This window comes from Thermovirga lienii (assembly GCF_036847465.1).
GTDB classification, from domain to species: Bacteria; Synergistota; Synergistia; order Synergistales; family Thermovirgaceae; genus Thermovirga; species Thermovirga lienii.
In genome coordinates this window covers 13,212-34,591 of record NZ_DAITZW010000006.1, presented here as the reverse complement: position 1 = coordinate 34,591, position 21,380 = coordinate 13,212, and the positions used below count along the sequence as shown (strand labels likewise).

The following is a 21,380-nucleotide window of genomic DNA, read 5'->3' as shown; positions in this document are numbered from 1 at the left end:
ATTTGTGGGGGGGCCTTTTGATGGTTTTGAATGAAGTACTAAAGATTTTGGAAGCGGAGAAAGTTGGTAGATGTGAGGATCTTTCCGCTAATATAGAATGTGCCTTTGCGTCTGACCTGATGAGCGACGTGTTAGCCCTTGCTAGCCCAGGTTCCCTTTTGATTACCGGTCTTACCAACATACAAATAGTCAGGACCGCCAGCATGTTGGATATGCCTGGGGTGGTTTTTGTACGGGGCAAAAAACCGGCTAAAGAGACTATAGAGCTAGCGGACAAGATGGGCCTTCCCATCATACTGACGGACAAGACCATGTTCGAAACCTGTGGAATGTTGTATTCTGCGGGTATAAGACCTTGTAAATGTCCAAAGAGGGGCGAGAGATGAGCACAGGAGAACCACTTATAGTCCAAAGGGAGGTTAAACCCTTGGACTTTTTGGCAGCAGGGGAGACCGCTTCGGAGTTCAAGGAACTCTTGAAATCTCTGGGCATTCCTACGGACATATGCAGAAGGGCTTCCATAGTCACCTATGAGGCGGAGATGAACACCGTAATTCACGGTGGTGGAGGAATAATGAGCTTGAGACTTGAGGACGATGCTATCATAATAGTTGCAGAGGACCAGGGGCCAGGGATAGAGGACCTTGAGATGGCCATGCAAGAAGGTTATTCGACGGCTCCGGATTTCGTTAGAGAGATGGGATTCGGTGCAGGTATGGGACTCCCCAACATAAAGAAGTACTCTGACAAACTGGAGATAGATACGGAAGTAGGAAGGGGAACGACGCTTAAGGCCTATATTTTTCTCGAAGGCAAACAGGAGGAATAAAGATGTCCCATGGGATAAGAATAAGCAAAGAAGCCTGTAAGGGGTGTGTGAACTGCATAAAGACCTGCCCAACCGAGGCGATGAGGGTTATAAATGGCAAGGTGCGCATAATGGAGGAGCGATGTATAGGATGCGGGGAGTGTCTTAGGAGTTGTAGACATAGGGCTCTCTCCTTGAAAGAAGGAGATTGGGATTTTCTGGCCAATAAACGATCTCTGGCTGTAGTGGCTGATCCTGCACTATGTTTTCAGTTCCCGTGGGGACCTTATCCCGATGTTTTAGCCCAGGTGCTGAGAAATATGGGCTTCGACCCCATATTCAACGAATGTGCCTTGGCTTACGACCTTACGGCTTTGGCGGAGGCAAGGCATCTAGATAACAATTCGGAGAAGACGGGTCCTGTGATATCCACTTACTGCCCCGCTGTAGTTAGGCTGATTCAGATAAAGTTTCAAGAGCTTATACCCCACCTTTCTCCTGTGGAAAACCCCTTGGAAGTTAGTATTGACCTTTGGAGGGCAAGACACATGAAGCACAATGTGCCTGCTGCACTTGTGGCTCCTTGTCCTGCCCGCATAGCCATGGTGGAGGACCCGGTGGGTAGGGATACCAGTTCCGCTGATTATGTGATTTCCGTTACCCGTATGGCAAGGGAGATATTGGTTGGAAGCCGAAACGTGGCTCATATGGGTAACCCACCGGATGGGCTTGCCTCTCGTTGGGTCACTTGGGCGTCCCTAGGAGGAGAATCGGCTTGTATCGAAAAGTTTGCCCAAAAGCCAGTTCGCTCCCTTACTGTATCAGGAATGCGGAACGTAATAGACTTGCTTCAAGAGCTTGAATTGGGAAGGTTGAAGGGTGTCGATTTCGTTGAGGCCAGGGCGTGCAATTTCGGCTGTATAGGTGGAATTGCTAACGTGGAGTCTCGTTTCATAGCTTTTCAGAAGCTCAAAATGTTGAACCCTCCAGAACCAGCAAAGGAAGAAATAGAGCTTCTTGAAGAGCTCTACGAGGCCGATATATGGAGGCTCCAGGAGATCATAGCGCCAGTGGAGCAGACTCCTTTAGGCAAGGGGTTGGCCAAGGCCATGGAGAAGCTGGAAGAGCTCCACTCTGTTTATGCTGAGCTTCCCCATCTGGATTGTGGAACCTGTGGAAGACCCACCTGCAGGGTCATGGCCGAAGATATAGTCAAAGGGGAAGGTTCGTTGGAGGATTGTGTTTTCCGAGTAAGAGAAAGGATCGCGGAACTTTCTGAAGAGATAAATGTTTTGTCTAGAAAGCTTGTTCATACCATGACTCCGGAGGAGAAAAATGAAGATAAGCGAGATATGTAAAAACCTAGGTCTTAAGGTTCACGTTGAGCTCCAAGAGGACAAGGAGGTAAAAGGTGCAGCCGTTGGTGATCTTTTGAGTTTCGTTATGGGTAGCGCGCCGTCCGGTTGCTTATGGGTTACTATTCAGAACCATCTCAACGTCGCCGCAGTAGCGGTACTCAAGGAAATTCCTCTTGTTATACTGGCTTCCGGCAAAGAACCTACGCCCGAGCTTTTGGAAAAATGCAAAAGCGAGAATATAGCACTGGCCTCTACGGACATGGACTCCTTCACTATATGCGGAAAGCTGTATGCCATGGGAATAAGAAACGAATAAAAGTCATGGAACGATGAAAGTTTATTATATGGACCTTCATGTACATACGGTCCTTTCTCCTTGTGCGGAGCTTGATATGGGAGCACCGGACATAGTTGACAGGTGCATAAAGGAAGGAATTAACATCATAGCTATAACGGACCATAATGCCGCAAAGAACTCCCTAGCGGTGAAGAAGGCCGCATCTGGAACGGGCGTTGAGGTGATATTTGGCCTTGAGGTGCAATCTGTCGAGGACGTCCATGTGCTCTGTTACTTTGAAGAATGGAAAGAAACAGCAGAGTTTGAAGCTTGGGTATGGGATCATTTGCCACCCGTTGACAATATACCAGAAAAGTTTGGAATGCAGCTGATTATAGACGAAAGAAACAGGATAAAAGGTCAGGAGTCCAAGTTTCTTCTTCAGGGGATTACAAAAACCGCGGATGAAATAATCCACAAAGCCAAAACCCTTGGGGGAGTGTGCGTCTTGGCCCATATCGACAGAGAGGCCTTTTCATACATGTCCGTTTTGGGCTTCTTGCCGGACGACCTGGAAGTAGATGCAGTAGAGGTATCCAAATATTTGACCAAAGCAGAAGCTTTAGATTGGAAGAGAAAAGTAAAAGGCCGACCGGTGATCAGATCTTCAGATGCCCACAGGCTTTCTGATCTGAAAAAGGAACATGCTACCCCAGTTTTACTTGAATCGCCCACCCTTGAGGAAATAGTCATGGCGTTTAGAGGTGCAAGTGGCAGAAAAGTCCTATGGCCGTACTTTTGATCCTGTTGCTTGATTTAATTTTTATGTTACGGTACCATCCTTTCAGTTTGTGACGAAAAAAAGGCGCGCCAAAGAGATGATTAAGCAAAAAAGGGGGAAAATCATATGAGCTTCAAGACGCCTTCAGAGCTTGCTCAAGGGGCTTGCAGCGTCGCCGTATCTAAAAGCAGGTGGTCTGTGGTCCAAATGCTTATACTTGGGATCTTTGCCGGAGCGTACATTGGGTTTGCCGGTTTTTTGTATACGGTAGTAACCCATGATTTGGTTGGCTTTGCAGGTGTTGGGTTTACCAAATTTTTGGGTGGAGCCGTGTTCTCTGTCGGCCTTATGCTGGTGGTTATAGCAGGTGGTGAGCTTTTTACTGGTAACTGCATGATGCCCATGGGAATCTTGTCTGGGTGTGTTACTACAGGCCAGGTGCTTCGAAACTGGCTTTGGGTATATTTGGCCAACTTTTTGGGCTCCGTTTTGGTCGCTTTTTTGGTTTTTCATAGCGGCCTTGCTGCAGGGCCGGTAGGAGCCCATGCTCTGAAAATAGCTGCAGGCAAGATGAGCCTCACCTTCAAGGAAGCCCTAGTAAGGGGGATCCTATGCAACTGGCTTGTGGTTCTTGCGGTTTGGATGAGCATGGCTGCGACGGACGTAGTGGGCAAGATATTTGCCATATTTTTCCCCATAATGGCCTTCGTGGCTTCGGGCTTTGAGCACAGTATCGCAAATATGTACTTCATGTTCTTGGGCATGTTGCTCAAAGGTAGCGAAAAAGTGGCAGGTTTGGCCAATATTCCTGAGGGGAAACTAGCCTACGTGGGATGGGAAGGCTTTTTCCACAATCTGATCCCTGTAACCATTGGCAATGTGATTGGAGGAGTCTTTTTCGTCGCAATCCTGTATTTTGTAGTATTCAAAGACAAGCTAAAGGAAAACTAAAGATGCATAAAGGAGTACTGCCCGCCTCTTTGGTAATATTGGCCGGAGGGAAAGGCCGGAGAATAGGGGTTGGGAAGCTCCTTTTGGCAGTAGATGGTTCTTTTATGATTGAGAAGATTATCAGCAGGTTGTCCCCTTTGTTTAAGGAGGTCATTGTATCTGTGGGGGTGGGACAAACCACCATTGCTGAGAGGATACTGAAAAAGCCAAATTCTTGCAGGCATGTTAAATTTGTGGAAGACGATTTTGAAGGTCGGGGCCCCTTGGAGGGGCTCCGATGTGCTTTGCGGGCCCAGGGAACTCCTTGGGCTTTTGTAATGGGGTGTGACATGCCCTATATTAAAGAGGAAGTTGTAACTCTCCTATGGCAATTCTGCAAAGAAGGATCAGATGTGGTCTGTGCAAGGCTCCGAGGTTTTTTGGAACCCCTTCATGCCTTTTATTCGCCTTCATGTCTGCCTGCTGTGGAAAGGGCCATGGCCAAAGGAGCTCTTTCATTGAAAAGTTTTTATGGTGATGCAAGGGTTTCCGTGGTGGAGGAAGAAAAACTTGCCCAACTAAAAGACTATGAAATTTCCTTCATGGGCATAAATACTAAGGAAGATCTATCAAGATTTCTAGATTTGCGTAGTTCAACCGGTGATTAGCAATGGCATCACCTGTGAAACAGTCTTAAGCGCATTGAAAAAGCAGCACAGCTGAACTTGCTAGGCGAAAAAATGACCTAAACGGTGAAGCTTATGAGACCACATGAAACCATTTTGACCGTAATGGGAGAAAAGAGCCTATTGAAGGTGAGACTTGCAGCTGAAGCAGAGTTTTAAAATTAAAACGTAGATGCAGGAAGACCTCTCAATGGGGATCGCTGGGAGTGAATATTCTAATTAAATACCCCCCGACTCTATTGCGGCATGTCTTTTTCGATGTTATAAGAGCTAGAGGTGTTGTTTTTTGTCAATATTTGTGATTGTGCTCACTATAGCGAAGTAGTGGCGATGTGCATTGAAAAAAATTGAAAGTAGGTGGTGGTGATAGTGGTAGTGAAGGCGGCGGAGATAGCGGAAAAGACCAAGGAGATAGTGGCGCCTTGGAAGGGCAAGCATGGTGGCCTTATTCCCATACTCCAGGCGATCCAGCAGGAGTTCGGCTATCTGCCGGAAGAAGCTTTGGTTACCGTATCAAAGGAGCTAAAGATTCCTAAGGCAGATATTTACGGTGTTGCTACCTTTTACGCGCAGTTCCATTTGAAACCCAGAGGAAGGCACGTAATAAGGGTATGCCGGGGAACGGCTTGTCACGTAAGGGGCAGCTTGAAGATAATGGAGAAAATCAAACAGATTCTTGGGGTCAATGAGAACGACACTACCGAGGATTTGCGCTTCACTTTGGAACCAGTGGCCTGTATAGGCGCCTGTGGGCTAGCTCCTGTCATCATGATCGACGATGACACTCACGGAAGGCTAACGCCCGATAAGGTGCAATCTATATTGAACAAGTACGAATAGCCCGATGCTGCAGGACCTTTCCCAATACGTCTTGGATATAGCGGAGAACTCACTTAAGGCCGGAGCGACCGAGGTCAAGATCGAGCTGAGTGTTGACGATAAGAAGGACCTAGTCAGCCTAATCGTTGAAGATAACGGTCCAGGAATGGACGAAGAGCTGTTAAAGATGGTGGCTGATCCCTTTTGCACCACCAGACAGGAGAGAAGGGTAGGGCTCGGGATTCCCTTCCTTAAGCAGGCAGCGGAAGCGAGTGAGGGCTTCCTACGGATAGACTCGACAAAGGGGAAGGGAACCAAAGTAGAGGCCTCGTTTAGGAAAAGCCATATAGACTGCCCTCCTACAGGGGACCTTGCATCGACTTTGGTTGCGCTGGTGGTTGGTTGGCCCGACAGGGACTTGGTTTTCAGGTACGTGGTGAATGGAAGGACGCTGGAATTGAGTACCCACCAGCTCCTGGAGGTTCTTGAGGACAGGAACTTCTTTGTGCTGCCCGAGGTGGCTATGTGGCTTAAAAAATATTTGAATGAACAGATAGAAAAACTCCATACGGGGAGGAAGTGATCGAATTGCCTAAAATTACCAGCTTGGAAGATTTGAGGAAGATAAAGGAACAGGCCAGGGACCTTACAGCTGCAAGAAGCGGTGGGAAGGTCAAGATCATAATCGGTATGGGAACCTGCGGAATAGCGGCAGGTGCTAGGGACATCATGACAGCCGTCCTGGAGGAATTGGACAAAAGAGGCCTCAAGGACGTGGTAGTGGAGACCACAGGGTGCATAGGGATGTGTCAGAAGGAGCCGTTGTTGGACGTTATAAGGCCAGGTGAGCCTCGCATTACTTACGGCAACGTAGAGGTCAAGGACGTGCCCAAAATAATCGCAGAGCACGTGGTCAACGGCAGCGTCGTGGAAGAAAAAGTCGTAGGAAGAACGGAATAGGGGGGCAAGAGAGATGTCCATGTATCGTGCTCACGTATTGGTTTGTAAGGGAACGGGATGTACCGCAAGTGGCGCCCCTTCTGTCTTCAGCGCTTTCAAGGAGGAACTGGCAAAGCGCAAACTTGATAGCGAGATAATGCTGGTGGAGACCGGGTGTCACGGGATGTGCGAGATGGGACCCATCGTGGTTATCTATCCTGAGGGTGCTTTCTACTGTAGGGTAACCGCAGAGGACGTTCCGGAGATAGTTGAAGAGCACCTCTACAAGGGAAGGATAGTGGAGAGGCTCCTTTACACTGTTCCCACGGATATGACCAAGGTTCCTCATTACAAAGATATACCTTTCTACAGCAAGCAACACAGAATAGTTCTCAAAAACTGCGGTTACATAAATCCAGACCACATTGAGGAGTACATTGCAAGGGACGGCTACCAGGCTTTGGCCAAGGCCTTGACGCAGATGACCCCTGAAGAGGTTCTGGAAGAGGTGAAGCGTTCAGGTTTGCGAGGGAGAGGTGGCGCTGGATTCCCCACTGGGCTTAAGTGGGAGTTTGCTAGGAAGGCTGCAGGAGACAAAAAGTACATAATCTGTAACGCTGACGAGGGAGACCCAGGGGCCTTCATGGATCGTTCAGTGTTGGAAGGGGACCCTCACGCTGTCATAGAGGGTATGCTTCTTGGTGCATACGCCATCGGCGCCGATGAAGGATATATCTACTGCCGAGCTGAATATCCTCTTGCCATAAAGAGGCTAAAGAATGCCATAAAGCAGGCGGAAGAGTATGGACTGCTTGGGGACAACATTATGAACACTGGCTTTTCCTTCCATCTTCACATCAAGGAAGGGGCGGGGGCTTTCGTTTGCGGAGAGGAGACGGCCCTTATGGCGTCCATTGAAGGTAAGCGCGGGATGCCTCGCCCAAGGCCGCCATTCCCTGCCCAGGCAGGATTGTGGGGCAAGCCTACCAACATAAACAACGTTGAGACATGGGCAAACGTACCCCAGATAATATTGAACGGTGCTGATTGGTACAGCTCCATAGGTACCGAGAGCTCCAAGGGAACCAAGGTGTTCGCCCTCACAGGTAAAGTCAAGAACACTGGTCTGATAGAGGTTCCCATGGGTATAACCATAAGAGAGATCGTCTTCGAACTCGGCGGAGGAATTCTCGGCGACAAAGAGTTCAAGGCGGTCCAGATAGGTGGACCCTCCGGAGGATGCTTGACCAAGGACCATCTAGACCTTCCAGTGGATTACGAATCTCTGACTGGCGCGGGAGCCATAATGGGATCAGGTGGTCTTGTGGTAATGGACGAAGATACTTGTATGGTGGATGTTGCCAAGTTCTTCCTGGAATTTACCCAGAGGGAGTCCTGCGGTAAATGCGTTCCTTGTAGAGAGGGTACCAAGCAGATGCTCCTTCTATTGGAAAAGATCACCAATGGGGAAGGCACCATGGAAGACCTCAATACTCTTGAGGAACTCGCCCACATGGTAAGAAGGATGTCCCTCTGCGGCCTAGGGCAGACGGCGCCCAACCCAGTACTTACCACCCTTAAGTACTTCCGTCATGAATACGAAGCGCACATAAAGGACAAGAAGTGTCCGGCCAAGGTTTGCACGGCTCTCATAACCTACAACATAGAGAGCGAGAAGTGCAGAAGGTGTGGCCTTTGCGCCAAGAACTGTCCTGTCAACTGCATTTCCGGCGATCGCCAGACGCCCTACGAGATCGATCAGGAGCGCTGCATAAAGTGTGGTTCTTGTTTAGAGGTTTGCCCGTTCAATGCGGTATATAAAGACTGAGGCAGCGGGGAGGAAGAAATTATGAAAGAGATTACCTTAACCATAGATGGAAAGGTTTGCAAAGGCACCCATGGAGATACCATCCTTGGGGTTGCAAGGAAAAATGGCATAGACATACCAACCCTTTGTTTCCTTGAGGGCTTGACTCCCATAGGATCGTGCAGAATGTGTGTTGTCGAGGTTGAGAAGAATCCCAAGCTCCTTACCGCTTGCACCACTCCTGCTCAAGACGGCATGGTGGTGCACACCAAGACCGAGACCCTGCACAACTATAGGAGGCAGGTTTTGGAACTCCTCTTTGCGGGCAGAAACCACTTCTGCATGTACTGTTCCCAGAGCGGAGACTGTGAACTCCAGCGTTTGGCCATAGAGCACGGTATGGATCATGTTAGGTACCCCTTCCTCTACTCGGATTTTGAAAATGACGCTACCCACCCCGAGTACCAGGTGGACCACAACCGCTGCATTCTCTGCCTGCGCTGTATAAGAGTTTGTGCAGAAAAAGTAGGTGCTCACACCCTTGACTTGAAGGACAGGGGTTGGAACGCCAAGGTTATTTCCGATTTGGGTAAAAAACTGGGAGAGAGCGATACCTGTGTTAGCTGCGGGGCCTGTGCCCAGGTCTGCCCCACCGGAACCATTACCATAAGGGAATTTGCTTACAGGGGGCGGCGTAGCGACTGCGATGACATAGTAGAAAGCGTATGTCCCTTGTGCGGAGTAGGTTGCAAGATAAAGGCATACGTGAGAACTGGTAGCGTAGTTCGTGTAGAGGGCACTACAACTGACCAACCCGACGGTGGCCAGCTTTGTTACAAGGGAAGATTGGAGCTGCCCAGGTCCACTGAAAGAGACCGGATCCACGTTCCCATGATAAGGGAAGGCGTCCACTACAGAGAGGCAACTTGGGAGGAAGCTCTCTCTCTGGTGGCAGAAAACTTCAAGGCGGCTCACGAAGCTGACAAGGCAGGAGCCTTGGTCTCAAGCATATGCACTGACGAGGAGCTTTCTGTATTCAGTGCTCTCTTCAGGGATTCCCTTGGAATGAAGAGACTGGACACTTTTGACGGTGATATATTGAGAGGTTTCATGAAAGGGTTTGAGCCCTTCAGGAAACAGGGAGTGAGACCATTCACTGCAGCTCATAACATCCTGGAAAGCGACTGTATAGTCAATCTATGTGCCAATCCCGACGAGGAGGCACCGGTGGTTGCAAGCTACATGAGGGTAGGAGTTCTAAAGAACGAAGCCTCCCTAATCAACGTCTCCAGCTGGGATAACCCCTTCGAAGGTATCACCGATGTAGATATAAGGCTGCTCTCAGAATGTGGGGATCCGGCCTTGCTTGACTCCCTTACCAAGGCAATAATCGCTTTGAGGATGTCCGAAGAGGACCTTGGCAAAGGGACTGAGGCATTGAATGATTACAGGAAATACGTCCAGCAGACTGCGTCCTTGGTGGACATGGACGTAGATGAGGTAGAACAGCTGGTCCTCAAGCTCTCGAAGGCTGAAAAGCCAGTATTTGTTCTTGGAAGCAACGTTTCAAAGAATCCCTTGGTGGTCCAGGCGGCGGTAAACCTTGCCATAGCATCCAAGGCTTTCTTTGAGGACGGCATAGGCGTGGTTCCTCTGGTCGTCAGCAGCAACAGCTTGGGTACGGTCAATACCGTTTTGGCCGATGAAGCTTGGTTGGGCAAGGAAGATCTGGACTTCATGTACGTGTTCTCTACGGGAATGATCCCAGAGGACGAAGATTCCCTAGCGGCAATATCCAGGACTAAGTTCGTGGTGGTGCAGACGCCTTACTTGGTCCATCCCCTAGTGAATATGGCCGACGTGCTCCTTCCTGCGCCTGCATGGTACGAAAGAAGCGGTCACTTCTGCACCATCGAGGGTGAGAGAAGAAGATTGAATGTAGTGGTTCCTCCCAAGGGTGAGGTACGAGGCCTGGCTTCGGTCATCCAGGAATTTGCATCTGCCCTTGGTGTGGAGTTGGGCAGCCCTAAGGCTGTTCCCTGTGAGCAACTTTTCGGGAGTGAGAAAGCTCCCCAGAATGCTCAAATAGTTGAGCTGGAGGAGGTGTCTTTGTAATGGCCAAGGCTAAGCTTGCTACCGTTTGGTTGGAGGCCTGTGCGGGCTGCCACATGTCCTTTCTCGATGTCGACGAGAGAATCGTGAGTTTGTTGGAGAAGGTAGATATAATGTATTCTCCTGTAGTGGATTCCAAGGAGATACCTAAAGTAGATGTGGGTGTCATCTCCGGAGCTCTGGGAAACGACGAGGAAGTCCACTTGGCAAAAAAGATGCGGGAACAGTGTGATATATTGGTGGCATGGGGAGACTGCGCTGTCTTTGGAGGCATCAACACCATGCGTAACTTCATGCCCACTAAGGAAGTCCTTGAAAAAGCGTACATAGATACGGTCAGCACCGTTAATCCCAAAGGAGTGATCCCGGGAGAGGACATTCCTGAACTGCTGCCCAAGGCCATTCCTATTGACCAAGTGGTAAAGGTGGACGTTTATGTCCCAGGATGCCCGCCCGATGCGGATACCATACTGTGGGTTTTCCAGGAGTTGCTTGAGGGTAGGATTCCTAAAGTGCCCGCAGACATGATGCGGTATGACTAAAGGGGGCTGTTAAAATGGGTACGGTTCGTAAAATAGAAGTTAATCCCATTACGAGGATAGAAGGGCACGGAAAGATTACGGTACATCTTGATGAGAATGGAAACGTCACAACGGCCCGGTTTCATGTAACACAGTTCCGAGGCTTCGAAGCCTTTACTAAGGGGCGAGATTTCAGGGAGATGCCAGAGATTACTCCTAGGATATGCGGCATATGCCCGGTCAGCCATCACTTGGCTTCAGCGAAGGCTTGCGATGCAATTTTGGGTGTGCAGATTACTCCGACGGCTCACAAGCTGAGGGAACTACTTCACATGGGGCAGTTTGTGCAGTCCCATGCGCTGAGTTTCTTCCATCTTTCAAGTCCCGATCTTCTCTTTGGTTTCGATGCAGACCCAGCCATCAGGAACGTGGCAGGCGTGGCAGCGAAGTTTCCTGAGATAGCCACTAAAGGCATTATGCTCAGGAAGTTTGGCCAGGAGATAATAAAGACCTTGGGAGGTAAGAAGGTTCATCCCTGGCACAGCATTCCAGGTGGAGTCAACAGGAGCCTAAAGGAGAGCGAAAGGGACTTCTACCTCAAAGAGATCCCTGTTATGAAAGGATACGTGAAGGATGCCTTGAGCTTGGTCAAGGGTTACCTTGAGGAACACAAGGAAGAGGTATCCAATTTTGCGCCCTTGAAAACCTCCTACATGGGACTGGTTGCCGATGGATTCCTTGAACTTTACGATGGAGATATAAGGCTCAAGGGAGCAAGAGGAAGAATAATCGATGAATTTCCCGATTGGGCGTACGCAGAATACATCGGAGAACACGTGGAGCCGTGGAGCTACCTTAAGTTCCCCTTCTACCGTCCATTGGGGTACCCCAACGGAAGCTACAGGGTAGGTCCTCTAGGTAGGCTCAACGTGTGCGATGACATCTCAACTCCTGAGGCCTCTGAAGAGCTTAGCCTCTATAGGCAGGCTGGAGAAGAAGGCATGGTTCACGATGTCCTCTACTATCACTACGCCAGGCTGATCGAGGCGCTTTACGGCGTAGAGCGCATTGAGGAACTGCTGCAAGATCCGGATATAACCGGAAGCGACCTAAGGATAACGTCCAATGAGCTCTACCCTGAAGGTATTGGCGTCATAGAGGCTCCCAGAGGAACGTTGATCCATCACTACAAGGTGGACGAGAGCGGAGCCATAACAGATGTCAACCTAATAGTAGCCACAGGACACAACAATTTTGCAATGAACAAGGGAGTAGAGGCCATTGCAAAGGCACACATAAAGGGAGACAACGTTCCAGAGGGTGTAATGAACAGGATGGAGCACTTGATCAGGTGTTATGATCCTTGTCTCTCTTGCTCCACTCATGCGGTGGGCAAGATGCCTTTGGAGCTTTCAATAGTGGATGATAATGGAGATGTTCTCCGCAAGGTTTACAAGGGTTAACCTGAGGGTAAGAACATGAAGGTTTTCGTCCTGGGATACGGAAACGTCTCCAGGCAGGATGATGGAGCGGGCCACTTGCTTGCAGGGCTTGTGGCCCGCATCATCAAAAGCAGTGGAGCGGAAGTAAGGTTGTGGAGAGGACATCAATTGGTCCCTGAGGTGCTTCTAGAGGCTCAAGGGTACCAGATGTTGTTTTTTTGTGATGCATCTTTGAAGTCCTATCCCGAAGGGTTCCTTTTCGAGAAGGTAATCCCTAAGGACATGAAAGCTGAGGGGCTGAACATGCACACTTTTGGCCCAGCTAATGTGCTCTCCTTGGCTGAACAGTTGGTCGGCCAGGCCCCCGAGGGATGGTTGATATCCGTTACAGGGGAATCCTTTGATTTTTCCCACCGAATTACCCCAGAATGCAAGGCTAGGATAAAAAAAGCTGCAAGGGCCTTCCGAACCTTTTGGAACAATCTTTCCTGCGGTCTGTAATAATTGGATATCCTATAATTTCAATGGGAATAAATGCAGTAAAAGCTACCACACAATGTGTTTTTAGATGATAAAATTCCGGGAGAGGAGGGGGAAGCCATGAGCAGAGCGTTTGTAAGAGACGATGAAGATGCAGAAAGAATCAAGGAACTGATCGATAGAGAGAAGAAGTTAATGGATTGGCTAAAAATACAGGAAAAGAAGCTTTCCCTCCTTGAGAGTGGGGAAAAAGCTGGTGAGATCGACCAAACTAAGAGAAAAGAATGGCTGCAGAAGATCAAAAAGGATATAAAGGATACCACGGAGCAGATCGAGAAACTTCGCAAGGAGATAAGGGAGCTCCAAAAAGAGTAGTAGTGCCTGGAGGGTAAGGGATGCTGTTTGTTTTAAGGCTTTTGAGGTTGGCCTTTCCCATTTTATTGTTGTTTTTTGGCTTCAAGGTACTGGCTGCCATATTGAGGCAGGCACGGGTCAATACCGGAGGAGCCTACCGAAGAGCTTGGAATGAAGGTCACGAAAATGGAGGAAATAGCTCCACAGGCAGTAGGCACTCTTTTAGAGATCCTTACCAAGTTATGGGACTTTCCAGAAGTGCGGACGTAGAGACAATAAAGAAGCGTTACAAGGAGCTTGTGGCCAAATATCATCCCGATAGGTTCATAGGTCAGGATTTTGACGAAGAATTTATTGAGCTAGCCACGAAGAAGTTCCAAGATATTCAGGCCGCATATGAGGAGATAAGGAAAGAAAGGCGTTTTTGATGGAGATTTGTTGAGAGGTAGGTGGCAATGGATCATGAAGTTGAAGGCCGTTATATTGATGTTCGCTTTCGTTCTTGTTGTCGTGTCTCCTGTCTTGGCGCAGGAGGTCGTTTTTTCCGACGAGGCCAGGAAAGCGATGGCCAAGATGGGGAACGAAGGTTACATTAGTTTGCAGAATATAGGTTCTGGTTGAAGGGCCAACTATGTAGCCCTCGTGCAGGGTGGCAAGCCAAAAGACACAGAAAACTATTCTCTTGTGAAGTCACAGGAGATAAAACTATGGATCCAGAAGGGACTCAAATATGAAGGAGAGGCCCTCTACATCGATAAGGTGCCTACCACCCTTGGATACTTATTGTTGGGTACCAATGTCATTGTTGATTGTTAGTGGTATTTGAAAGATAGTTTAATTTTGACCCGATATTGATCCACCTTTCCGTCCTTTACGGTTACGTCTTGCGCTACCACTTCAGCAATCCTGAGGTCTTGAAGGCTTTTGGATGCAGTTTCCACAGCCGTCTTTACTGCGTCTTCCCAGGATGTGCTGCTGCAACCTATTATTTCTATTATTTTGTAGACTCCGCTCATCTTTGCTTTCCTCCTCTTCTTAGTGTTTAGCACGATAAAATTATATCACACTGCTATTGATTGCAGGGCGTGAGATTGCAATCCTTTCTTATCTCTCGTTTCGTTCCTATGGTAAAATACTCTAACTATGCACTTGTGGAGGGATTAACATGGGAAAGCGCACATATGTACAGCAAGGATGGGGACTTAGGGCTGTTCTTGTGCTCGTTTTCGTCGCCATTGTAATACAGGCTTGGGCACTGAAAACTTCTGATGACAGTTTTCCTTACGCAGTTTTAGTGGTCTCAGCAGCTCTTTTAGGCTTCACATTGGTGTTTTTTACTTCTATAAAGGTAACATTGGCTGAGGATGCTTTAGAGGTTCGTATGGGGCCTGGATTGGTCAAGCGCTGCATTCCTTTGTCGGAGATCCAATCGGTATCTTTAACCAAGATACCTTGGCACTCTGTGGGTTTGAAGAGGATATACAAGGGGTGGCTCTACAGCGTGGGCGTAACCGAGGCCTTGGATATCCGAATGACGGATGGAAGGCGCTACATCGTGGGTATAAAGGAAGCTAGGTCTCTTTGGGAGGCTATCCGCGAGAGGGTTGATATGATTCGGGGCAACAAGTAAAAAGACATTTTTTTGTTAGGATTTGACAGCTACAATGCCAGAATGGGTCGCTAAAATGTTTAGGTGGTGAAATCTTACGGGGGAAGGGTGATTTCTTTGAAGGCTAGTGTTTATTTTATTACCGACATACTAATCATGTTAGAAGGAATCTCTATCAAGGGGAGTCCCAGCTTGTCTGCTTCCTTTATGCAGCTTTCCGGAATTTTGGAGTGGTATCTATCTATTTTGATCCCCAGGGCAGCTATTTCCCTTTCAGCCACCAGGCGCATGAACTCTGCCATGCTGTCCGGGGCTTCCTTGAAGATGTAACCGCTTCCTATTAGGAACTCGCCTCCTCGCATCCACCTGAAGACATCCGGTGAATCTATGACGGAGACAGAGGTTATCTTGTTTGATACACCTTCTGCTCCCCCTAGAAGACGGAAATCAGGGAAATTGTTTTTTTTGAAGAGATCTGCAACTTTCATTAGAACACCTCACTGGGCTTTTAACTTCTATTTTTTATATACCACTCTGTTAGATAAGATATCAGGCCGGGATAAATGCTAGGTTCAATTTTTTTATTAAAGGGAAAAGTTGCTGCGACCTTGCCAATGTAGTAAGGGTCTCGTCCTATCGGCAAGAAGGGTCCTCTGTATACCACGAAGTCGTCATATACTATCCACTCCAGTAATCCTGGATCTAGATCTTCTTCCGACTCCAGATCAAGGTTTGGCCCATATTTTAGTACCTTTTCTCCTCCTTTTGTGTTCCCTGATATAACGAAGGCCTCCCTGGTTTCCTTTATGCATATAAGGGCATGATTTAGCTCATCGTCAATGAAGATATCGTGAAATCCCCAAAAGGGAGGATTGAAGATCAAAAGCCTCTTGTTTTTGCTCCACTCTTCGTATTCATCCAATCTGGGCGCTCTAAGAGCTATGTCTTTAGGGGTTAATTCAAGCTTCCTGCGTCTAAAGAGCTTGCTTAAAAAAGCCAAAGGATCCATGATTTGCATCACCTAAACAGATTTACTTATATTTTTTTAGTGCAAAAAATCTTGCTCCTTTAAAGATTAGCCTCTAAGTTCACTTAGTGCAAGGCACCAAACAGGCCTTTCTGTAATATTGATGGTGCTGTATACTACATAAAAATACTAGTTTTGGGACTACTTGGATCCTGACATTGGGGGTATGGATAATGAAGATGTCTTGTGTTTTTGCGCCCACCGTTAAGGAAGCACCAAAGGGTGTGGCAGACCAAAGAATGTTGAGGCTCATAAGGGGAGGTTTTGTAAGTAGGTTGGCGGCGGGACAAGAGTCTCTCAACCTTTTGCCCATGGGTGTTCTTTTGTTTGAGCGCACTTCATGTAAAGTCGAAGAAGTGTTGAGAGCTATGGCCTTCCAGAGAGTGGATTTTCCTGACTTTTGCAGCCATGCGAAAGAAGTTGCATCAGGTTACGTAAAAAGTTACAGACACTTGCCCTTGACCTTTTATCAGAGAGAAAGGCATTCTTATCGAATTTTAGGCTTTGCGGAGTCTTCGTCTCAAGGGGAGGAACTGATAAGGGGAACGTGTAGAGAGTTCTCTCGCAGACTTTCCAATGTGGGGCTTTCTGTGAGAGAAAAGGCCTCCGTCTCTGATGGACTTGACACCCTTGATTTAGTTGTCCTTACTGATAAGACCTCTCCATATGGGGAGAGGGGCTATTATTGTCCCAAGTGTGCATGGTGTGGAGATGAAAACTCTCCGGTAAAAGGAGGGGTCAAGCCTCAAGATAAAGAGCCGCGTCCCCTAGAGGTGGTGGACACGCCGGGAGCGGACACCATTGCGGAGTTATGTCGGCAGCTGGGAGTTCCTCCAGAGAACACCATCAAGACCATGTTTTACGTTGCTGAGCGCCAAGACGGCGAGAAGGAAGTTTTCGTGGTCCTGGTGAGAGGTGACCACAAAATAAGTGAAGAAAAGGTGAAAAAGGTGGTGGGCTGTCGCAACGTGCGCTTCGCTGACCCTCTTGAAATAAAGGAAACTGTTGGTGATCTGGCTGGATATTTGGGGCCTGTAGGACTTCCCGAAAGGTTAAGGGTGATAGCAGACCGCCATGTGGAAGGTATGGTTAACGCCGTTGTGGGAGCTAACCAACCCGAAAGACACTTGATGAATGCCTGCTGGGGAAGGGATTTCTCAGCTAAGGAGGTAAAGGATCTAATAGTGTATGAAAAAGAAATAGGGTGTCCTGTATGTTCTTCTGCCTTGGAGGCAGAGTTTCTTTCCAAGGTTGCGTCCTTTTCTATGATTGCAACATCTTCCCTTGGTGATAGAAAAATTTCTTACCAGGGAAGGGATGGGAAAGTGGAGGAAGCCCACTTGTGGGAAGGAAAAATATACATGGAGCCCTTGGTTTTGAGTCTTGTGGGGCCTGATGGGCCACTGCCTGCGGGTGTTGCTCCTTTTGATGTAGCAGTCATAGTTCCTTCCGTTAGGAATAAAGAGGCTTTGGAATTGGGGGAAGGGCTAGCAGAATCTTTGGAAGAAAAGGGGTTCAAAGTCCTGCTGGATGATCGAGATGAGAGAGCAGGGGTAAAGTTTTCCGATGCAGAGCTGTTTGGGTCACCTGTAACGATAGTTTGTGGTAAGGGTTCTGCTGATGGTGTCGTAGAACTGTCTTACCCTGATGGGGCCAAGGAAGAGGTCCAAGTCGAAAACTTAGTCGAGAAAGTGGAAGGGATTTTTGCTGGAAATAGGTAAATTTACTCATACCTCCCACTGGTATTGCCCGTATAATTTTGTTAGAGCAAAACGGGAGGTGTAGCGATATGAACAAGAAGATTATATTGTTGGCTTTGGTAGGGCTTTTGGTAGTTGCGGGGGCAGCTTTCGCCCACTGGGGAGGCCCTGCACCCTGGATGTATCAAGACGGACGATTCGGGGGATGCAGGGGCGGAGGCCCTGGCCCTCGGATGTATCAGGACGGGCAATTTGGTGGCGGAGGTCTCCGAGGCGGCGCAATGTATGGAGAAAACGTAAGAGGTATGGGTGCTGGTCCTCAATATCTTAACAACTATCCCGAGGACATACTCAAAAAGATGAACGACCTTCGTAGAACAAATCTAGAGCTTCGCCTTGCATTGATCGATGAAAAGCCAGACGAAGGGAAAGTAAGAAGCCTCTTCGAAAAGGCGGAGCAGCTTAGGAAAGAAATCCATACTTGGCGTTTTGAACAATTCATGAAAAACCGCATGCAGGACAATCTTTAAGCTGGATTTGATCCTGCGAATGAAGTGAGAGAAAAGCCTAAGGGGGGAAAGGATAATCCTTTCCCCCCTTAAGTTTGAGATATGAGACATAAAATGGAGAAAAATAAAAAAAAACGGGCTTATTAATGGCTGTATTGGAATAATCATCTATAACTGACCTTATTTGACTTTTTTAGATTTGCGGATTGAGAATTCTGTTATATAATAACCATCGCAAAGGTCAAAAAAAGTCAAAAACATAAAAGCATGTTTGTAGAAAACAAAGAGGGGGGATTTGGATGGGACGCACCGTCGGAATAGATCTTGGAACAACTAACTCGGTTATAGCCTTCATGGAAGGAGGAAAGCCGACAGTAATACCCAACGCTGAAGGAAGTAGAACGACTCCATCAGTGGTGGCTTTCACTAAAAATGGGGAGCGCCTTGTAGGAGCCTTAGCGAAAAGGCAGGCGGTTTTGAACCCGGAAGGAACCATTTATTCCATAAAGAGGTTCATGGGACGCAACTACAGTGAAGTTGCCGAGGAAATGAAAATGGTTCCTTATAAAGTAGTGGAAGGGCCTCATAATTCTGTGAGGGTCGTAGTGGGTGATAAACAATACGCGCCCGAAGAGATAAGCGCCATGATCCTGCGGAAGCTAGTTCAGGACGCTGAGGCATTTTTGGGTGAAAAAATAACTGATGCCGTCATAACCGTTCCGGCGTACTTCAACGATGCTCAGCGTCAGGCTACCAAGAACGCTGGAAAGATCGCAGGTTTGAACGTATTGAGGGTTATCAATGAGCCTACGGCCGCTGCCTTGGCTTATGGAATGGATAAGAAGGAAAACGAAATCATCATGGTGTTCGACTTAGGAGGAGGTACTTTCGACGTATCCATATTGGAGGTCGGCGATGGACTGTGTGAGGTCAAGGCTACGGCTGGAGATACCCATCTTGGAGGAGACAACTTCGACAAGTGCATAGTGGACTGGATGGCGGACGAGTTCCTCAAGGATCAGGGTATAGATTTGAGAAAGGACAGGCAGGCCCTGCAGCGTCTGTACGAGGCAGCGGAGAAGGCCAAGTGTGAGCTGTCTTCCAGAACGAGTACAGAAATAAGCTTGCCCTTTATAACGGCCGATGCCAGTGGCCCTAAGCATTTGAACATGACCTTGACTAGGGCGAAGTTTGAACAGCTTACGGAGCATCTGGTAAAGCGTTGTCTGGGACCAGTACAGCAGGCACTGAAGGACGCCAAGCTCAAACCAGAGGACATAGCAGAGGTTATCTTGGTCGGTGGTTCAACGAGGATGCCTGCTATCCACAAGCTGATATCGGACTTTACCGGTGGCAAGAAGATAAACATGAGCGTCAACCCTGACGAAGTAGTTGCATTGGGTGCGGCAGTGCAGGCCGGAATAATCAAGGGAGAAGTAAAGGATGTTCTCCTGCTGGACGTTACGCCGCTCTCATTGGGTATTGAGACCCTGGGTGGAGTAATGACCAAGATGATAGAGAGGAACACTACCATACCCTGCAGGAAATCTCAGATATTTACTACTGCGGAAGATAATCAGCCTGCAGTGGAAATAGTGGTCTTGCAGGGAGAAAGGGAAATGGCAAAAGACAACAGGGTCCTTGGGACATTCAAGCTGGACGGCATAAGGCCTGCTCCAAGGGGAGTGCCTCAGATAGAGGTGACCTTTGACATAGACGCCAACGGCATACTACATGTATCTGCCAAGGACAAGGATACAGGCAAAGAACAGAAGATTGTGATCTCCAACTCTACGAACCTTACAGAGGAAGAAATAGAACGGATGATCAAGGAAGCCGAGCTTCATGCCGAAGAGGACAGGAAGAAGAAAGAATGGGTAGAGTCCCGCAATAACCTGGAAAATGTCGTATATCAGGTGGAGAAGAAGTTGGATGAAGTAAAGGATGCTGTTCCGGTAGAAGAAAAAGGTACTGCTGAGAGGTTGATTGAGGAGGCCAAGGAGGCCATCAAGAAAGAGGAGCCAAAGGAAAGGTTGGAAGACCTTGCCAAGCAGCTGATGAATACCTTAAGCAAGCTGGGCACTTACAGCAGCACCAGCTCCACAAAAGGTACGGGAGAATCTTCAGGGCCTTCTAGCTCTTCAGAAGAAGACGTAATCGATGCGGACTTCAACGAAAGCTGAGGAGCTTGTTAAGATGCCGTGAGCATCTATAAAGGCGCAGGACCCCCCTTAAAGGGGGGTCCTGTCGTGAAGGCGCGAGAGGCCGTAAGAGGGGAGGCGATGGCCTGTGGAATATAAGGATTACTACAAGATATTGGGAGTGGATAGAAATGCCACTCAGGAGGAAATACAGAAAGCTTACAGGAAGTTGGCAAAAAAATATCACCCAGATGCCAACAAAGACCCTGCTGCAACCGAAAAGTTCAAGGAGATAAATGAAGCTTATGAGGTACTGAAGGATCCTGAGAAAAGGAAAAGATACGATGCTTTGGGAAGTGGGTGGCAGCATGGCCAGGAATTTACGCCTCCGCCCGGCTGGGAAGAGATATTCAACTTTGGCACTAGAAGGAGTTCCAAGGGAGCAGGTAGCTTCTTCAGCGACTTCTTCGAAGCCTTTTTCGGAGATTCGGCTTTCTTCTCTCAGTCGCCTTTTGAGACTAGCACGAGGACTACCATTAAAGGCCAGGATATAGAAGCTCCGTTGGAGCTGACATTGGAAGAGGTCTTAAAGGGTGGCAAGAAGAAGATCTCTATAAACATAGGTGGGCAGCAAAAGACTTTGGAGGTAACCATACCTAAGGGGGTTACGGAGGGCTCCAGGCTCCGTTTGGCATCTCAAGGGGCACCTTCACCTACTGGTGGCCCACCCGGGGATTTGTACTTGAGGGTTCACATCAAGCCTGACCCAAGGTTTGGGGTTAATGGCCACGATTTGACCATGAGGCTTGATCTGGCGCCTTGGGAGGCAGCCTTGGGAAGCACAGTGACCATCCCTACATTGACAGGGACTGTACAGCTCAAAGTCCCTCCTGGGACACAAAGCGGTCAGGTATTGAGGCTGAGAGGAAAAGGTTTGCCAAAGAGGACGGGAGGCAATGGGGACCTTTTAGCGACAGTGAGGATAGTGGTTCCCAAAAATCTAACGGAAAAGGAAAGAGCCCTATTCGAGGAGCTTGCTAAGGAATCGCCCTTCAATCCCAGGGCGTAGATAAGGGGGGA

At 48.3% G+C, this 21,380-nt stretch carries 27 protein-coding genes; 24 read left to right on the top strand and 3 right to left on the bottom strand.

All coding sequences use genetic code 11. From position 1 onward, the window contains the following. Window positions 1-20 precede the first annotated feature (20 nt). From V7Z69_RS03645 to V7Z69_RS03555, 19 genes are all read left to right on the top strand, one after another. Window positions 21-386, top strand: a complete 366-nt coding sequence (locus V7Z69_RS03645; RefSeq protein WP_334138571.1) for a DRTGG domain-containing protein — start codon at window positions 21-23, stop codon at window positions 384-386. Beyond that, entirely contained in the window at window positions 383-829 is a 447-nt protein-coding gene (locus V7Z69_RS03640; RefSeq protein ID WP_014163757.1) for an ATP-binding protein, read from the top strand. Before V7Z69_RS03645 ends, V7Z69_RS03640 begins: the two co-directional genes overlap by 4 nt. A gap of 2 nt (window positions 830-831) precedes the next feature. After that, window positions 832-2,166, top strand: a complete 1,335-nt coding sequence (locus V7Z69_RS03635) for a [Fe-Fe] hydrogenase large subunit C-terminal domain-containing protein (protein ID WP_334138570.1) — start codon at window positions 832-834, stop codon at window positions 2,164-2,166. Beyond that, window positions 2,144-2,482, top strand: a complete 339-nt coding sequence (locus tag V7Z69_RS03630; RefSeq protein ID WP_014163755.1) for a hypothetical protein — start codon at window positions 2,144-2,146, stop codon at window positions 2,480-2,482. The genes V7Z69_RS03635 and V7Z69_RS03630 overlap by 23 nt, the downstream gene beginning before the upstream one ends. Window positions 2,483-2,495: 13 nt before the next feature. Next, complete coding sequence (locus V7Z69_RS03625; RefSeq protein ID WP_041445807.1) at window positions 2,496-3,245, top strand: PHP domain-containing protein; 750 nt, start codon at window positions 2,496-2,498, stop codon at window positions 3,243-3,245. A 105-nt stretch (window positions 3,246-3,350) separates the two neighbouring features. Then, window positions 3,351-4,175: a formate/nitrite transporter family protein gene (locus V7Z69_RS03620; protein ID WP_014163753.1), complete on the top strand. Its 825-nt coding sequence runs from the start codon at window positions 3,351-3,353 to the stop codon at window positions 4,173-4,175. 2 nt (window positions 4,176-4,177) lie between these two features. Next, window positions 4,178-4,822, top strand: coding sequence for a molybdenum cofactor guanylyltransferase (mobA, locus tag V7Z69_RS03615; protein WP_334138568.1), 645 nt, complete (start codon window positions 4,178-4,180; stop codon window positions 4,820-4,822). A gap of 381 nt (window positions 4,823-5,203) precedes the next feature. Then, window positions 5,204-5,680: an NADH-quinone oxidoreductase subunit NuoE gene (nuoE, locus tag V7Z69_RS03610; RefSeq protein ID WP_014163751.1), complete on the top strand. Its 477-nt coding sequence runs from the start codon at window positions 5,204-5,206 to the stop codon at window positions 5,678-5,680. 4 nt (window positions 5,681-5,684) lie between these two features. Next, complete coding sequence (locus tag V7Z69_RS03605; RefSeq protein ID WP_014163750.1) at window positions 5,685-6,242, top strand: ATP-binding protein; 558 nt, start codon at window positions 5,685-5,687, stop codon at window positions 6,240-6,242. 5 nt (window positions 6,243-6,247) lie between these two features. Continuing rightward, entirely contained in the window at window positions 6,248-6,619 is a 372-nt protein-coding gene (locus tag V7Z69_RS03600; RefSeq protein ID WP_014163749.1) for a (2Fe-2S) ferredoxin domain-containing protein, read from the top strand. Window positions 6,620-6,632: 13 nt separating this feature from the next. Then, window positions 6,633-8,426 (top strand): NADH-quinone oxidoreductase subunit NuoF, encoded by a 1,794-nt coding sequence (gene nuoF / locus V7Z69_RS03595; protein ID WP_334138567.1) that lies wholly within the window; start codon window positions 6,633-6,635, stop codon window positions 8,424-8,426. Window positions 8,427-8,447: 21 nt separating this feature from the next. Next, a complete protein-coding gene (locus tag V7Z69_RS03590) occupies window positions 8,448-10,520 on the top strand; it encodes a molybdopterin-dependent oxidoreductase (RefSeq protein WP_014163747.1) in 2,073 nt (690 codons plus the stop codon). Then, window positions 10,520-11,059, top strand: coding sequence for an NADH-quinone oxidoreductase subunit B family protein (locus V7Z69_RS03585; RefSeq protein WP_014163746.1), 540 nt, complete (start codon window positions 10,520-10,522; stop codon window positions 11,057-11,059). The genes V7Z69_RS03590 and V7Z69_RS03585 overlap by 1 nt, the downstream gene beginning before the upstream one ends. A 14-nt stretch (window positions 11,060-11,073) precedes the next feature. Continuing rightward, entirely contained in the window at window positions 11,074-12,501 is a 1,428-nt protein-coding gene (locus V7Z69_RS03580) for a Ni/Fe hydrogenase subunit alpha (protein WP_334138566.1), read from the top strand. Between the two features lie 15 nt (window positions 12,502-12,516). Next, entirely contained in the window at window positions 12,517-12,981 is a 465-nt protein-coding gene (locus V7Z69_RS03575) for a hydrogenase maturation protease (RefSeq protein WP_334138565.1), read from the top strand. Between the two features lie 99 nt (window positions 12,982-13,080). Next, window positions 13,081-13,335: a hypothetical protein gene (locus V7Z69_RS03570; protein ID WP_334138564.1), complete on the top strand. Its 255-nt coding sequence runs from the start codon at window positions 13,081-13,083 to the stop codon at window positions 13,333-13,335. A 20-nt stretch (window positions 13,336-13,355) separates the two neighbouring features. Further along, window positions 13,356-13,742 carry a DnaJ domain-containing protein gene (locus tag V7Z69_RS03565; RefSeq protein WP_334138563.1) on the top strand — a complete coding sequence of 129 codons (387 nt, stop codon included), beginning with the start codon at window positions 13,356-13,358 and terminating at the stop codon, window positions 13,740-13,742. 34 nt (window positions 13,743-13,776) lie between these two features. Then, complete coding sequence (locus tag V7Z69_RS03560) at window positions 13,777-13,935, top strand: hypothetical protein (RefSeq protein ID WP_334138562.1); 159 nt, start codon at window positions 13,777-13,779, stop codon at window positions 13,933-13,935. Window positions 13,936-13,956: 21 nt separating this feature from the next. Then, window positions 13,957-14,130 carry a hypothetical protein gene (locus V7Z69_RS03555; RefSeq protein WP_334138561.1) on the top strand — a complete coding sequence of 58 codons (174 nt, stop codon included), beginning with the start codon at window positions 13,957-13,959 and terminating at the stop codon, window positions 14,128-14,130. Here the strand turns inward: V7Z69_RS03555 and V7Z69_RS03550 are convergent. Beyond that, window positions 14,127-14,330, bottom strand: coding sequence for a dodecin family protein (locus V7Z69_RS03550; protein ID WP_334138560.1), 204 nt, complete (start codon window positions 14,328-14,330; stop codon window positions 14,127-14,129). The two genes, V7Z69_RS03555 and V7Z69_RS03550, sit on opposite strands and share 4 nt — an antisense overlap. A gap of 149 nt (window positions 14,331-14,479) precedes the next feature. On the opposite strand from V7Z69_RS03550, the gene V7Z69_RS03545 reads away from it, so the two are divergent. After that, window positions 14,480-14,944 (top strand): PH domain-containing protein, encoded by a 465-nt coding sequence (locus tag V7Z69_RS03545; RefSeq protein ID WP_334138559.1) that lies wholly within the window; start codon window positions 14,480-14,482, stop codon window positions 14,942-14,944. Between the two features lie 110 nt (window positions 14,945-15,054). Here V7Z69_RS03545 and V7Z69_RS03540 read toward each other — a convergent pair whose 3' ends face one another. Both V7Z69_RS03540 and V7Z69_RS03535 read right to left on the bottom strand, forming a co-directional pair. After that, entirely contained in the window at window positions 15,055-15,411 is a 357-nt protein-coding gene (locus V7Z69_RS03540; protein ID WP_334138558.1) for a PucR family transcriptional regulator ligand-binding domain-containing protein, read from the bottom strand. 20 nt (window positions 15,412-15,431) lie between these two features. Next, window positions 15,432-15,932: a hypothetical protein gene (locus tag V7Z69_RS03535; RefSeq protein WP_334138557.1), complete on the bottom strand. Its 501-nt coding sequence runs from the start codon at window positions 15,930-15,932 to the stop codon at window positions 15,432-15,434. A 191-nt stretch (window positions 15,933-16,123) separates the two neighbouring features. Between V7Z69_RS03535 and V7Z69_RS03530 the strand changes: the two genes are divergently transcribed. From V7Z69_RS03530 to V7Z69_RS03515, 4 genes are all read left to right on the top strand, one after another. Next, entirely contained in the window at window positions 16,124-17,671 is a 1,548-nt protein-coding gene (locus V7Z69_RS03530; RefSeq protein WP_334138556.1) for a YbaK/EbsC family protein, read from the top strand. A 68-nt stretch (window positions 17,672-17,739) separates the two neighbouring features. After that, complete coding sequence (locus tag V7Z69_RS03525; protein WP_334138555.1) at window positions 17,740-18,180, top strand: hypothetical protein; 441 nt, start codon at window positions 17,740-17,742, stop codon at window positions 18,178-18,180. 278 nt (window positions 18,181-18,458) lie between these two features. Further along, window positions 18,459-20,342, top strand: a complete 1,884-nt coding sequence (gene dnaK / locus V7Z69_RS03520; RefSeq protein ID WP_014163731.1) for a molecular chaperone DnaK — start codon at window positions 18,459-18,461, stop codon at window positions 20,340-20,342. Window positions 20,343-20,448: 106 nt separating this feature from the next. Further along, complete coding sequence (locus V7Z69_RS03515) at window positions 20,449-21,369, top strand: DnaJ C-terminal domain-containing protein (RefSeq protein WP_014163730.1); 921 nt, start codon at window positions 20,449-20,451, stop codon at window positions 21,367-21,369. Window positions 21,370-21,380: the final 11 nt, after the last annotated feature.